Annotated in this window: 15 protein-coding genes; 4 read left to right on the top strand and 11 right to left on the bottom strand. The window is 60.6% G+C overall.

What is annotated here, in order from left to right; translation table 11 throughout:
- The first annotated feature begins 50 nt into the window (after window positions 1-50).
- On the top strand, window positions 51-2,030 hold the full coding sequence (locus tag ACYCZ5_RS08785) for a sensor domain-containing diguanylate cyclase (RefSeq protein WP_461544419.1): 1,980 nt from the start codon (window positions 51-53) through the stop codon (window positions 2,028-2,030).
- A gap of 43 nt (window positions 2,031-2,073) precedes the next feature.
- Here the strand turns inward: ACYCZ5_RS08785 and ACYCZ5_RS08780 are convergent, their stop codons facing one another.
- The 3 genes from ACYCZ5_RS08780 to ACYCZ5_RS08770 all read right to left on the bottom strand — a co-directional run bounded on the left by ACYCZ5_RS08780 (window position 2,074) and on the right by ACYCZ5_RS08770 (window position 4,229).
- On the bottom strand, window positions 2,074-2,460 hold the full coding sequence (locus ACYCZ5_RS08780) for a glutaredoxin family protein (protein WP_461544418.1): 387 nt from the start codon (window positions 2,458-2,460) through the stop codon (window positions 2,074-2,076).
- Between the two features lie 49 nt (window positions 2,461-2,509).
- On the bottom strand, window positions 2,510-3,247 hold the full coding sequence (locus ACYCZ5_RS08775) for a DNA/RNA non-specific endonuclease (protein ID WP_461544417.1): 738 nt from the start codon (window positions 3,245-3,247) through the stop codon (window positions 2,510-2,512).
- A gap of 106 nt (window positions 3,248-3,353) precedes the next feature.
- Window positions 3,354-4,229, bottom strand: coding sequence for a DMT family transporter (locus ACYCZ5_RS08770; protein WP_461544416.1), 876 nt, complete (start codon window positions 4,227-4,229; stop codon window positions 3,354-3,356).
- 437 nt (window positions 4,230-4,666) lie between these two features.
- Between ACYCZ5_RS08770 and ACYCZ5_RS08765 the strand changes: the two genes are divergently transcribed.
- Genes ACYCZ5_RS08765 through ACYCZ5_RS08755 form a run of 3 tightly spaced genes read left to right on the top strand, consistent with a single transcriptional unit; the run spans window position 4,667 to window position 7,523 of the window.
- Window positions 4,667-5,521: a FecR domain-containing protein gene (locus ACYCZ5_RS08765; RefSeq protein ID WP_461544415.1), complete on the top strand. Its 855-nt coding sequence runs from the start codon at window positions 4,667-4,669 to the stop codon at window positions 5,519-5,521.
- Complete coding sequence (locus ACYCZ5_RS08760; RefSeq protein WP_461544414.1) at window positions 5,518-6,399, top strand: hypothetical protein; 882 nt, start codon at window positions 5,518-5,520, stop codon at window positions 6,397-6,399. Before ACYCZ5_RS08765 ends, ACYCZ5_RS08760 begins: the two co-directional genes overlap by 4 nt.
- A 20-nt stretch (window positions 6,400-6,419) precedes the next feature.
- A complete protein-coding gene (locus ACYCZ5_RS08755) occupies window positions 6,420-7,523 on the top strand; it encodes a PDZ domain-containing protein (RefSeq protein WP_461544413.1) in 1,104 nt (367 codons plus the stop codon).
- A 4-nt stretch (window positions 7,524-7,527) separates the two neighbouring features.
- Here the strand turns inward: ACYCZ5_RS08755 and ACYCZ5_RS08750 are convergent, their stop codons facing one another.
- From ACYCZ5_RS08750 to ACYCZ5_RS08715, 8 genes are all read right to left on the bottom strand, one after another.
- Window positions 7,528-7,845 carry a hypothetical protein gene (locus ACYCZ5_RS08750; protein ID WP_461544412.1) on the bottom strand — a complete coding sequence of 106 codons (318 nt, stop codon included), beginning with the start codon at window positions 7,843-7,845 and terminating at the stop codon, window positions 7,528-7,530.
- Window positions 7,838-8,308 (bottom strand): ankyrin repeat domain-containing protein, encoded by a 471-nt coding sequence (locus tag ACYCZ5_RS08745; protein WP_461544411.1) that lies wholly within the window; start codon window positions 8,306-8,308, stop codon window positions 7,838-7,840. The genes ACYCZ5_RS08750 and ACYCZ5_RS08745 overlap by 8 nt, the downstream gene beginning before the upstream one ends.
- Before the next feature lie 127 nt (window positions 8,309-8,435).
- Window positions 8,436-9,971 carry a nitroreductase family protein gene (locus tag ACYCZ5_RS08740; protein ID WP_461544410.1) on the bottom strand — a complete coding sequence of 512 codons (1,536 nt, stop codon included), beginning with the start codon at window positions 9,969-9,971 and terminating at the stop codon, window positions 8,436-8,438.
- 2 nt (window positions 9,972-9,973) lie between these two features.
- The gene (locus ACYCZ5_RS08735; protein WP_461544409.1) at window positions 9,974-10,243 is read right to left on the bottom strand and encodes a nitrogen fixation protein NifZ; all 270 of its coding nucleotides are present in this window, start codon (window positions 10,241-10,243) and stop codon (window positions 9,974-9,976) included.
- Entirely contained in the window at window positions 10,240-10,644 is a 405-nt protein-coding gene (locus ACYCZ5_RS08730) for a bacteriohemerythrin (protein WP_461544408.1), read from the bottom strand. The genes ACYCZ5_RS08735 and ACYCZ5_RS08730 overlap by 4 nt, the downstream gene beginning before the upstream one ends.
- A complete protein-coding gene (locus ACYCZ5_RS08725) occupies window positions 10,641-11,498 on the bottom strand; it encodes an SIR2 family protein (RefSeq protein WP_461544407.1) in 858 nt (285 codons plus the stop codon). The genes ACYCZ5_RS08730 and ACYCZ5_RS08725 overlap by 4 nt, the downstream gene beginning before the upstream one ends.
- A 161-nt stretch (window positions 11,499-11,659) precedes the next feature.
- Window positions 11,660-13,042 carry a (Fe-S)-binding protein gene (locus ACYCZ5_RS08720; RefSeq protein WP_461544406.1) on the bottom strand — a complete coding sequence of 461 codons (1,383 nt, stop codon included), beginning with the start codon at window positions 13,040-13,042 and terminating at the stop codon, window positions 11,660-11,662.
- Window positions 13,039-13,656 (bottom strand): glutathione S-transferase family protein, encoded by a 618-nt coding sequence (locus ACYCZ5_RS08715; RefSeq protein WP_461544405.1) that lies wholly within the window; start codon window positions 13,654-13,656, stop codon window positions 13,039-13,041. The genes ACYCZ5_RS08720 and ACYCZ5_RS08715 overlap by 4 nt, the downstream gene beginning before the upstream one ends.
- Between the last annotated feature and the right edge of the window lie 116 nt (window positions 13,657-13,772).

The raw sequence follows: 13,772 nt of genomic DNA, 5'->3' as shown, positions 1-13,772 counted from the left end.
ATTAAATGCGGTCAAATTTGGCTTGGAACGGGAGGGATGCTCGCGAACTGATGATGCGATTCGCGCTGTATTTTTTGCCTGCCGCATTGCTCCTTGCGGTTGCTGTGGCGGCGTACATCGATGCCGACAGCGCCCTGAATCTGAAGATCACCAAAGTGCACGAAGCGGCGCGGGTCGAAAATGCCCATGCCCAGATCGCTCAGGATTTCCGGGAGGTGATCACCGATCTGCGTGTCCTTGCAGAGACGCCAGACTTGCTCCACTACCTTGATGGCGGTGCCCGCGTGCCGCGCGATGACCTGTCGCACCAAATGCTGGTGATCGCCAAGGAGGCGCGGCGCTACGACCAGTTGCGCTATATCGACATCAAGGGCAGGGAAGTTGTACGCATCAACTTCAATGCCGGTCGTCCCGTCATCGTTCCTCAAGCCGCATTGCAGGACAAATCTACCCGATATTTCTTTCGCGACACGATCAAACTTGGGCGGGGCGAGGTGTATGTCTCGCCGCTTGATCTGAACATCGAGCATGGTGAGATCGAGCAGCCATTCAAGCCGATGATCCGCTTCGGCACGCCCGTATTCGACAGAGAAGGACGCAAGCGCGGCGTTTTGATGCTCAATTACTTCGGGCAAGATGCTATCGAGCATTTCCTGGGCATCATGAGCGACGGAGACCTGCACGGCGCGATGCTGCTCAACAGCGATGGCTACTGGCTGAGTGCTCCCGATGCGGAGGATGAATGGGGGTTCATGTTCGGCAGAGCGGACAAGACATTCGGGCACAGACATCCGCAGGCGTGGCGGGAGATCGCATCGAAAGACAAAGGCGAAGTGGAGACCGAAGAGGGACTGTTCGTGTATGACACGGTCTATCCGCTGCAGGCAGAGTTGCATTCATCCCGCGGGTCAGTCATGCCGCATGCGCCCAGTAGCCATGAGATCGCAGCGTCCGAATATTACTGGAAGGTCATCTCCTTTGTTTCGAAGCACACCCTGCAAGAGCGCGCGCTCTACCGGAAGCCGATCGGGGTTCTGGTGCTGTTCGTCGCATATCTCCTGTTGGCTATCGGCATAGCGATCATCGCGTATGTGACATTGGCCAGGGAGAAGGTGAATCGAGAGTTACAGGCGAGGGAGCGCAGGCTGAGCGAGATCACCAACACGATGAGTGACGGCTTGCTGGTGATGGATCGGGACGGACGGATCACCTTTGCCAATCCGGAGGCCCTTGCTTTGCTGGGTTACAGCATGGACGAACTGTTGGGCGGGGATATGCACGAGATGTTACATGTCAGCCCGGATGGCACACCGGAGCCCAGGGCCGAGTGCCGGATGCTGGCAGTAAGGCAGACAGGGGCGACCTATCGCGGTGAAGAAGAGACATTCAGATGCAAGGATGGCGCCATCCTGCCTGTATCGGTGAGCGCGTCTGTGATCGCGAGGGAAGGTGAGATAAACAGTATCGTGGTTGCCTTCCATGACATCACGCAGCGCAAACAGTTAGAGCTTGAACTGGAGCGACGTGCACAGACTGACGCCTTGACCGGACTGAGCAATCGCCGCCATTTCTACGAATTGGCAGAATCCGAACTGTCACGCTCCAGACGTTATTCTGCGCCGATGGCCGTGCTGATGCTGGATCTGGATAACTTTAAACTGATCAACGATACGCATGGTCATCATGCCGGCGATGAGGTGTTGCAGTCGTTCAGTCGGACCTGTCAGAGGACATTGCGAGAGATCGACATCATCGCCCGCGTCGGCGGCGAGGAATTCGTGATCCTGATGCCGGAAACAAATTCAGAACAAGGTTTGGAGGCGGCAGAAAGGTTGCGGGTCGCGCTGGCGGAAAGTGAAGTGGTAGTGGAGCACGGGGAAAGGTTGCACTTTACCGTCTCGATCGGCGTCACCTGCCTGTGTGCCGCCGATCAGAACATCGATGAGGTATTGAAACGTGCCGATGAAGCCATGTATCAGGCGAAACACGCCGGGCGCAATACGGTCCGCATGGTTCCCGCCAAGCAGTGACGCACTCGTTAATGCGGTTCACTGCTTCCACCGGTATCGAAAATCAGGCAAAGCGCTGCTGAAGATATCGGATGATGTCGCCTGACTCGTATAACCACTGAACCTGACCATCGTCGCCAGTGATGCGCAAGCAGGGCGTCTGCACCTTGCCGCCGCCTTGCAGTAAAGCCTCCTTGTGCTCCGCGTCATGTTGCGCATCGCGCAGTGCAATGGGCAACGACAAGCGGCCCATCTCGTGCCTCACCTTGATGCAGAACGGGCAGGTCTTGAAGTGGTACAGCGCCATCTTTGCGCATTCGCGCTCGACCTGCTGTTGGGCATCTGCACTGCGCACCACGCCTTTCGGCATCGCCAGCTTCGCCCATAGCAGCATGAACGGCATCAACACCAAACGCAGTGTGCGGAAAAACATTCGTATCAAAGTTCTCATGATCTATTCCTGAAGTTGTTGTGATTTCTGGAGGAAGGATATCGCCGGCTCAACTGCCCCGGTAGTTCGGCAAGAAACTGATGCCTGTGCGCTTCACCAACTCAGTGTAGCTGATTGGCGCGCCTGCTTTCGCAACATCCTGATTGTCGATCCAGTGTGCCCAGGCCTTGTTCGTTGACGGGTCGTAAACCAGCTTGAACAGATGTTTCGGCACCCAGACGCGGTTGCTGCCGATGGTGGATGGAACGGTGTCGAACACCGGACCGGTGATCACGTACACATCCCCCTGCGCACGCAACACGTATTTGCGTGTCGCCTTCTCGATCTTTGCCCACGCTTTGCGATTGTTGACCGGTGCCTGCGGCACCATGTTGGCGAGCGAGAAGCTCTGTGCCATGGATTCCGGTGTGGCCATGTCTGCGGCGGGCGCCATATGGCCGCGGTCGTAACCGGAACCTTTGTAGTCGTCCAGTTCGGCGCGTTCCGCGCGGGGCAGGCGTGCATCGGCGAAGAACTTATCCTTACGTTTCTGATGTGCAGCTTGCAACGTATTGCGGTTCAGTCTCTCGGCGACGTAGAGCGGCGTGTGACTTTGGCCGGAATGCAACACGGCGAATGCAGTGAAGCACAGCGCGCGCGTCTCCTTGGCTTGCGGTTGAAGGACGACGGGCGGATTCTGTTCGGCGAATATCTGGCGGCATTGTTCAAAATCGTTTTGGTCGGCAGATGCTTGAGACGAGAAAGCGAATGAGGAGGCGAAGACAAGTGCGTAGAGGAGGCGCTGCATAAGACTCTTGCTGAAAAAATGACGCGCGAGTCTATAACAATAAGAAGGGGCGACTCACCGAATGAGTCGCCCCTGAGTGCCAGTAGTCACAATCTTCTTGCGGCTTTTATGCTGTTCTCATCCAGCGCCCACCCCACTGATGCAACCCCAGTCCGAGCACGATGCTGGCCGTGCCCAGCCATACCTGCGGCAGGATGGCTTCGTCGTTCAGCGCGTGGCCCAACAGCAATGCCATTACCGGCGTGATGAGGGTGATCAGCGCGACGCGGGCGGTGTCCATGTGCTTGATCAGGTAGTAATACAGCGCGAAGCCAAGCACTGAACCGAACACGCCCAAGTACAAAGTCGCCGCGATGGACTGTTGCGGTGCGTCGTGCGGCACATGGCCGTCCAGCGCGAACCACGCCAGCAGGAACAGCGGCAGCGACACGGCCAGCGTGCCGCAGGTCATCGCCAGCGGCGGGCTGTCGTCGCCGATGCGTTTGATCCACACCAGACCCAGCGATTGCGCGGTGACGGCGCACAGCAGTGTGACGATGCCGAAGCCCGCATTCGAGCCGAGGTCGAGTCCGCCGTAGAACACCATCACCAGGCCGAGTACGCCGAGCAGCATGCCCGCGACCTTGTTGCGGGTGAGCGTTTCCTCTTCCAGCCACAGCATGGCCCCGAGGCTGGTGATCAGCGGTGACAGGCCGAACAGCACGGCGATCATGCCCGAGCTGACGTATTGCGCAGACCAGTAGGTGAGCGCCATCGCGGTGAACATGCTCACGCCGCCCGCGACATAGGCCATACGCGCTTTGCGGTGCAGTGGGAAGCGGATGCGGAACAGCGCCAGCAGGGCGATGCACAGCAGGACACCGATCGCCATACGCGCAAAGACCGCAAAGCTGAACCCGATACCGAGCGAGCTCCACTTGATGGCGAGCGGCGTGGTGGACCAGATCAGGACAACAGAAACAAATGCTGCCGGTAGGGACATGATGCTCTCCAGGGCTCAACTAACAGGCCGTTCGCTTGAGCCAAGAGGCGAACGGTGAAAAAACAAAAAGGCCACAGAGGGAAGTCTGTGGCCTTGGGGATGTCGTTACGACGGACTACGAAACTACTGCGAACCTCCCGGGCCACTGCGCGCAATGCGCCATACCGCGCGCTTCATCGCGACGGGTAGTGGTCGTACATTGCAGTGGTGGAGGTGTGGGGATTTCATGGGGCGGATTATGCAGAGTGCGTTCGGGTGGCGTCAACGGAAATCTGCAGCGCGCGGCGCGCTGCAAAATTTACAGCCGAGGAAGCGCTGACGTATGATGTCTGCAACCTTACACGCGGTAGCTTCCAGCCAACTCCGGCCCTGTCCTCATCATGCTGACCTTGCCCACGACCACATCGAGATCACGGCTTGTCTGGCTGCCGCTCCTGTTGTGTCTATCCTTTTATGTCCCCTTCGCCGCTGCCGAGAGCACGGCGCAAAAAGCGCACGATTTCGCGCTCGAACTGCGCGGACAGGCGGCCGCTACGGTGCAGAAAGCGCAGGATCGCCTGTCCGTCGCGGAATCCGATCTGCGCGTGGCGCAGGCGGTGCTGCGTGACTCGACGCTGGCGAACGACAGGGAGGCGATCGACATTTCCGAAGCGGCGGTGGCCGAAGCAAGGTTAGGCATGTCCGATGCGCGGAACCTGCTGAAACGCGCACAGGCCTTGCTGGCGCAACGCGAGCGCACCGTGCAGGAGATGGCTTTCTGGACCGGGTCGAACCGCCCGGTGGGTGCGCTGGTGGTGCCTGTGGAAGGCGAGGTGCGCGTGCGCCAGGCGGACGGTTCCTATCGTTCGACAGTGCTGGGTTCGGCACAGGCCGGTGAGCGTATCGAGACGGCGGCAGGCAGCAAGGCACGCCTGTTCGTGGCGGATGGTAGTGGCGAGATCCAGTTGAACGAGAACACCGCCTTCACTGTGGTTGAGGACGACGGGGTGTCCGGTTTCGTGGGCGAACTGGAATACGGCTACGGTCGTTTCCTCAAGGGCGTAAAGGCGAAACTCGGCAAGAAGTTCCAGGTGCGCACGCCCAGCGTGGCGATCGCGGTGCGCGGCACGCGCTTCGAGGTGGCGGCGAGCGCCGAATCGACTTGGGTCGGGGTGAGTGAAGGCGTCGTCTCTGTCACGGCGCTGGCGGGCGAGCAGGCGGTCGAGATCGCGGCGGGCACGCAGCGCCGCTATCTCAAAGGTCAAGGATTCCTGCCGTCCGAACCGTTGGCACCAGCGGGGAGTAGACAATGAGCGGAGGTGTATTTCGAATCGGTACTGCGGCCGGCATGCTGGTCTGGAGCATGCTGGCACAGGCGGAATATTGTCTGGATTGGTCGGCCGTGGTGCGGCAACACTCGGGTTCGTCCGGCCATTGCTGGAACAGCGAGAGGGAATGCGATTCCTACCGCATGAGCCGGCCGGCCGGCGACTATAGCGGCGGTTGCTATTTTAAGCCGGGCCAGTATCCGCGCACCGGACAGGAGAAGAGCAAAGCCAAACCGGTAGAAGACAAGGCTGCCGCCGAGTTGCAAAAAAAGCAGCAAGCCGCCAAGCAGAGACAGGCCGAGCAGGAACGGCAGCAAGCCGCGACGGATCGCCAGCAACTGTTGGATAGTCTGAAGGACGCGGGATCGTTGACGCCGGAGCGCACCATCATGCTCAAACCCATCCCATCCGCCGGCGGAACGGCAAGGTCGCAACTGGATTGCGTGCACAACAATGCCGTGTTGCGGCCGGAAGAGACGCGCGGCAGTTGGGAGAATCGTGCCAAGGATTGCAGCCCGGTGACGCCGGCCGTGCCCGAAGTGCCTGCGCCGACGGCGGTGGATGAGGCCGCCCCGGCAAGTGCGGAGCAGCTCGCCACGATGCTGCAGGCACTCATGCGGCAGATCACCGCTACACGCGCTCTGCTGTCGAAACAGGAGGGCGCGGTCGCGCAGGCTACACGCGAAGTCGAACGCGAAGAGGCGAACAAGCGCGACAAGCCGGCAGGCGAGAGCGACGCGCTGCGTCGCGCCAAGGCAGCGCTGGCCAAAGCCAAGGCGGACCGGGAGAAGACGGCGACCGAACTGACCGCGCTGGAGAAACAGGAATCCATCGCCCGGCAACAGGCGGAGCCACAACATTGAATCAATGATCGGAGATGAAGATGAGAACGTTCTTGTACATGATGTCGGTGGCGGCGCTGTTATCCGTAAATGTCGCCGCAGCGGAAGAGACGGCGGCGGACGCGCGCAAGCACATGGTGCGCGGGGTGGCGGCCATCGAGATGGCGAAGAGCAATTCAGAACTGGAGCTGGCCGCGAACGAGTTCGGCCGTGCGACGGAACTCGATCCGGTACTGTCGTCGGCCTGGTTCAATCTGGGGTCGGTGCAGTCCAAGCTGGGCAAGTACGAGGAGGCGATCAAGAGTTACCGCCGCTATCTGGAACTGGTGCCGAACGCGGAAGACGCGATGAAGGTGGAGGACGAGATAATCAAGCTGGAGTTCCGGCAGGAGCAGGTGGCCAAGGTCACCTCCATGGTCGGCACTTGGCTGGCACCCGACAACACACCCTATCGCCTGGACGTGAAGGGTAACCGCCTCACGCTGGCGACCGATCATCACCCTGTGACCGAGAATGAAGTGCTGTCGACCTATACGCTGGTCGGGGCGGTTCCGGTCGGGGGCAACGAACAGGTCGCGTTCCGGCTGGAACGCGTCGGTTCGAATCTTTCAGGTACCTGGTGGCACAGCGCGATCAAGGCGGACAAGTGCAAAGTCCCCGAAGAGACGGGCGAGGTGGCGGGCGAGATCAGTGCGGACAATGGCACCATCGTTCTGCGCTACACGCGCAACAAGTATCGCGCCTCGACGCAGATGTCGTTGCTGACCGATGACTTTTGCAGTGACGTATCGGTGGCGGAGAAACGCAAGGTCGAACTGGTGCTGAAAGGGCCGTTGCCCGTCGCATCCATCACCGGGCTTTCGTTCGTGAGTGGCAGCTTCGACCGCGTGCCATCACTGCAAGTGTATTCGGTCGAAGAGAACAGCACCGCCGCTGCCGCAGGTCTGAAAGAGGGCGATCAGGTCGTGGCGATAGACGGTGTCGCGGTGCAGGAGATAGCTGCTCCAGGTATCTGGTTCAGGCTGCGCGGCGAGGTCGGTTCGGACGTCGTGCTGAGTGTGCAGCGCGAAGGCGAGAAGCAGCTTTTGGAACTGCGCGCGAAGCGGCTCGCGTTCCCGGACTATCGGCCGAAGGCGGCTGATTAGATACTCAGCCGATCGCAGCGGCCAGCGCCGCCGCAAGACTTTCAACACCGTTCCAATCCATGACCAGATCGCCCGCGCGCAGGGCGACATGCATGCCGGACGCCTGCATCGTGCCAACGAAGGCATCGTCGCTGGCGATGGGGCTCATGTATATCTCGCGTTCCGGGCTGATGCCGCGACTGACGGCGACCAGCGCGAGCGACAGGCTGGAGGCTTCGGCAGGGGTGAAGCGCAGTTCTATGTCGTCGGCGAAACGCAGGCGGATCTGCCGTCCCAGCACGCGGTGATGGACGCTGCTCACCGCGTAGCGCGGATCAGACACAGGCGGTATTCCGCGCATCCTTGAGCAGGCGCAAACAGTTCAAGTCTGCAGCCAGCTCCAGCGCGGTGAAATCGTCGTGCGTCTGCAGTTCGGTGTTCGCACCCGCTTCCAACAACAGTTTCACCAAAGGGGATTTACCTGCCGAGGCGCAGTAGATCAGCGCGGTCGCGCCGTTCACGTTCTGCGTGTCCAGCGGCGCGCCGGCCTTGATGAGCTCGGCAACGCATGCCGCGTTGTTGGAATAGCAGGCGAACCACAATGCGCCGTTACGGTCGGCGTTCAGCAGGGCCGGGTCGGCACCGCGCTTGAGCAGCGATCTGACCACATCCAGATCGCCGGTCTGCGCGGCATACATCAAGGGCGTGGTGCTGTTCGCCAGTGGGCGGTTGATGTCGGTCTCCACCGGGTCGCTGACATGGAATCTGGCCTGGGCCAGCCAGCAGCGGAGTTGATTGTCGTTCATGCGTGTTCCTTTCCGGGATGGGTTGCCGTAGTGCGGAGTGTCTTTCCGCGCGCAGGTCGCTCTGATTACATTACGGGGAAAGAGTTCAATTTGACAGACAAACTCTGCATTGGCATGTGGCTATGGTTCATTCGTAGGCGGGCAGGGTGGAGATGCGTGCATCCTCCAGCGCCATGCCGACGGCGTAGTGATATATCACCTGGAACTGTGTGTCTTTTAGGCCCAGCACTTCATGGGCGGCATCGTCGAAGAAACAACCGATGCCGGTACCGCGCCAACCGGCGGCTTCGGCTTCCAGCGTGATGATGTGGCCGAGCATGCCCGCTTCCCAGTGCAGATGACGGTAGGCGGCTGGATCGGCTGCTATCGGTGCGGCGAACTCGGCCACCATCATGAAAGTGACGGCGCAATGTGTGGCGATGTCCTGATGACACGACAAAGTGCGCGCGGTCTTGCCTGCGCGTGCGGCGATGAGCTGGTAAAGCGGAAGCTCGTCGTCGGCACGTTGCCAGGTGAAGCTGTCGCGCATCGCGGCGCGCAAGGAAGCGACTGCGGAATCGGCACGCGGCAATACATACACGCCGGGTGCAACACCTTCAACGCGATGCACCAGCAGCACAGGATGCACGCGCGGTGCATGCGGCCACAGATCCCACACTGGCGAACCACCAGCCATCAGTGCGTTCAGCATATGTTTGAACAGCGCGTGCGGCATCACCGACTCGCCATCGAACGCCTGCGCGCTGCGCCGTTTGAGGATGACTTGCGCGGCGCGGATGTCGGATGCATCGGCGTGTGTGTGAACGGGTTGCGCAGAGTGTGCTGAAATCGGCGGTGTACCGCGCGTAGCGACACTCACTTCATCGATCGCCGGCCATTGGTACAGCGGGCGCGGATCGAGCAGGCTGGGGGCGCCCGCGTAGTGCTGCCATGTCGTGGCGGGCGCGTTGGCATTCGCATGCAGCGCCACGATCACTTCGGCTTCTTCCGCTTCCACGTTTGCAAAATCCTCGGCGCGATCAACGCCGAGCGCATGTGCAGTCGAAACAGCATCCAGACTCAACAAGCGCGGCTGCCAGCCATGCAAGGCCGCCGCGTAACTCACCGCCGCCAGCACATGCCCCATGTCGAGCTGGCAATAGCGGAACGCGCGCTCGCCGTATTTCCATGCTTCGCGCCAGTGGATGGAGCTGAAACCCAGCCACACACCGGGCGTTGTGGTCCCGTCGTTCCAGGCACGATGTTCGAGTGCGTGATGCAGGTTCTGGTAGTGGTGCAGGCCGTCGGCGATGTCTGAGACTTGCGAAGTGATGAGCCAGCTTTCGGTGGGATGCAGATTGCCGGACGAGGGGTGCGCACGCAGCGACCAGCGCGCACTGCCGTATTCCTTCCACGCGGTGAGGCCGAGCGACAGGCGCAAGAATGAACCGAGGCTGTGCGCATCGAACGGCAAAGGTTCACGCTTCGCAGCAAGTTCACCCCATGCGATGTCGCCCGCCAACACCTCGCGCGACAACACAGTCTGCGCGCAGCCTGTCCAATCGCGGAACGCTGCGGGTTGTGCCTCCCAGTCCAGCGTGCCGGGTCCGGCGGCGTAGCGATCCAGTGCGTGTTTGCTGCGCGCGTGATATGCCATCACGGTCGCAGCGCGCGGGTCGGACATCCTCAGTTCAGTCCGCTCAATTCGTCCGTCAGACAACCGATGGGTTCGCCCAGCGTGCCCTCGGCGTCGATCTCGAAGCGCACCAGATAGATCTCTTCGTCCGGCAGTTCCTTGGCGTGCCCGACGTTGACCACCACGCCGCGCGTACCGGCCGCAGCCAGCAGCGCGCCCACCGCCACATCGGGGATGCCGCTCTCGCCGGTCTCTTCCATCGGCTCGTTGAAAAGGTCGTATGCGGCGAACACCATGTCGCCCATGTTGTACATGCTCATACCGTCTCCTTCTGTTTCTTCAGGTGCATCGCCAATGCCGCATCCATCATCGCGACGTGCGTGTCGAACCAGTCCATCAGGCCTTCCTTCACATAGGCACGCACCAGCGGCAGGTGACCGCGCTTGAGGCTGCGGTTGAGCTGTTGCATCTCGCCCAGCACGCGGTGATGCTCGCCTTCGTGTTCAGGCAGGCCGCGATATTTCGATTCGCGCATCAGTTTACCCTCTGCGATGAAATGTTCACGCGTATGTGCGACCAGCGTCTGGAACAGTGCGGGGAACTCGGCCGGGCTGGCCGCATTGAGCGCGGCCACCTGCGCGATGAATTCGCGGTGCGTGTCGTCGAACTCCGCCATCCCTATCGTATGGCGCGTGTCGTCCCATACGGCCGGATGGGTCATGCAGCTTCCAGTGTGGTGTTCACGCCCTGTGCCGCACTGAGGAAGTCGGCCACATCGGCGTTCACGATCTCGATGTTGAGACGGTCGAGGTAGCGTTTCTCCTTGTCGGTCGGATGCGGGATCAGTGCCCAGCCGGCTGGCTTGTCCGCGCCGAAGATGATGTCGGAGAACACCATGCGGTCAGTGTCGCGGTTCAGGCGCAGGCCCAGTGTCACGTAGCGTTTGTTCTGGCGCGAACGTTTGACGAAGGAGGGGATGGCGAAGCCGCCCATCAGTTCGGTGATGTAGTCGACGAAATCGGCATCGGACGCGATGTAGTTAGATTCCGGTGTCGGCGTGCCCAGCGGTTTGAACAGGATGGGCAGGCTGCTGTCGACCGCTTCCTGTTCGACGGAGGTGTAGCTGGTGCCGTCGTAATGGAACAGGCGGAAGCGGAATGCCGTGCCAGACATGCGCGCGATGCCCACCACCAGCGTGTGCGGTGTGCCCGCATATTGCAGTTGCATCTGCGTGTCACGATTGGCATCGATCATGTAGGGCAGCTTCTGCTCTCCCAGCCAGGCATGCAGGGGCGAGGTGCTCCACTTTGTGTCTTTATAGGTCGCGTCGAGGAAGTTGTTCACTGCCTTGCGGCCGCGCTTCAATTCGATGTTCATCGCCGCGCGCGGGAATTCGTACATCAGCTTCGGTGCCATCGGCTGGCCGTTGTTCATCGCCAGGATCAGGCTGTCGCTGTCGGCGGGGATCGCTTTGCCGGTCGGGTCGGTCACGCCGTTCAGCGCGCCGGGCCCGAGGTAAGGTATGACGCTACCATCGCGCAGGCCGGAAAAGATGTCGTCGAATGCAGTGCTCATGGGGTGTGACTCCTGTCAGTAGGGATGCCATACCATTCGCAATAATCGCGCCAGCCATGCGAAGCCTGTAACAGCGGGGTTTGTAGGGAAGGGAACTTGGTAGCAAACCCGACAAAGGCCAAGCCGTTGTCGGGAACGGGTACGGGGGTAGAGCGGATCGCTTACTGGATCGCGCGTTGCAACACCTGCGCCAGATGTTGAGATTCGCGCGCTGCGCCGTCGCGGATCTGGTGGCGGCAACTGGTGCCGTTGGCGACCAGCAGCGTGTCGGCCTCGGCGGCGCGTACCTTGGGTAGCAATGAGAGTTCGCCCATCTGCATAGCCACGTCGTAATGCTCCGCCTCCATGCCGAACGAACCGGCCATACCGCAGCAGCTCGATTCGATGAATTCCACCTGCAAGTCCGGCACCAGCCCCAATACTTTCGCCACGGCGGGCATCACGCCGAACGCTTTCTGGTGACAGTGGCCGTGCACCAGCACTTTTTCTGGAATGGATCTGAAGGGCAGGTTCAGGCGTTTCGCATCATGTTCGCGCGCAAGGAACTCCTCCAGCAGCAATGCAGCATTGGCGACCTTGCCCACGCGCTCGCCCAATCCCAGCGAGTGATATTCGTCGCGCAGCATCAGCAGGCAGGAAGGCTCCAGCCCGATGATGGGCAAGCCGCGTTCCGCGAACGGAGTCAGCACATCCAACAAACGTGTCGCTTCGGCGCGTGCCTCGTCTATCAATCCATTGGAGTGGAACGTGCGGCCGCAGCACAGCGCGCGTTCGCCTGCAGCAGGTTGTGCGATGTGCACCGTGTAGCCCGCGGTCTGCAATACATCCAATGCCGCCTGCGCGATCTGCGGATCGAGATGGTTGGAGAAGGTATCCACCAGTAGCACGACCTCGCGTGCGCCGTCGGTCGCCGTGAGCGATTGGGATTTCGTGGAAATGAAATCGCGCGCTGCCGCTTTGGGCAGTGAACGTTTCGCGGCGATTCCCAGCCAGCGTTCCATCGCTTTCGCGATCAGCGGCACATGAAGGCGCAACGCACCGATCCAGTTGAAAAGTTTCAGATACTTCGCGTAGCGCGGTATGAAAGCAAACATACGCTCACGTAGTGGCACATGTCCGAGTTGGTGCCAACGCTGCGCCATCGCTTCCACGCGTAGCAACGCCATGTCCACACCATGCGGGCATTCGCTTTTGCAGCCTTTGCAACTCACGCAATATTCCATCGCCTCGGCCAGCTCTTCACTCAGGAACGGATGCTCACCCAGCTCGCCATCGAGCGCGGCCTTGAGCGTGACGGCGCGATGATGGGTGGAATGTTTCTCGTCGTCGGTGACGCGATAGCTGGGACACATCACGCCTTTGTCTTTGTCCTGACAATGGCGCTTGCCCATACACACAGCCGCTGCCTTGGCATAACCGCCGCCTGAAGCGGGTGCGGCTTCGCTCTCGCCAAAGCCACCGAAATCGAAGCTGCCAAAACTGCCGTAGCTCTCGTAGCCCGACCAATCGAGCTTGGTCTGAATCTGTGCAGGCTTCTCGCTCATACCCGGTAACCTTCTTCCATCAACACCCTGCGCACCGCAGGGCGTTGCAACATGCGCCGGTAATGCGCCAAGCAATTCGGAGGCAGTTCCAGCTTGATCTTGTCCGCCCAGAACTCCACATAGAACAAGGCCGCATCGGCGATGCTGAAACTGCCGACGACGTATTCCTTGCCAGCTAATACGTCGTTCATCAGCGCAAGCCCCTTACTCACGATCTCGCGCCCGCGCGCCTGGATCGCCGCGTGTTCGGCTGTGTTGGTCGAATAATTCACGGTAGTGAAGATGCGCGTGTAGCCGGAACCGTGGATCGTGCCCACCACGTAATCCAGCGTTTCAATCACCCGCACCTCGCCCTCGATGTCATCCGGTAGCAACTTCGCTTTGGGATATGCACGTGCCAGCCACCACGCGATGGCCTGGAATTCGGTGATGACCGAACCGTCGTCGCGCACCAGCGTCGGGATGGTGCCCTTGGGATTCACCGCCAGATTCACCGGCCGCAGATGATCGCCCGCCATCAGATTCACCAGAGTCACCTCGAACACCAGCTCCAGTTCTTCGAGCAGGATATGGATACCGGTCGAGCAAGAGCCGGGCGTCATGTAGAACTTCATCGTCTTTTCCTGAATAAATATCGAACGCGACTCGGCAAAAAGCGCCGGCAATGTCGGATTGCCTACAACCGTGATGCGCCACCTGAGAAGTCGGCAGATGTTGGGGTTGCGGGAAT

It is taken from the genome of Sideroxydans sp. (genome assembly GCF_054604835.1).
Note: the sequence above shows the minus strand (reverse complement) of the source record. Positions and strands in the feature narration are given on the sequence as shown.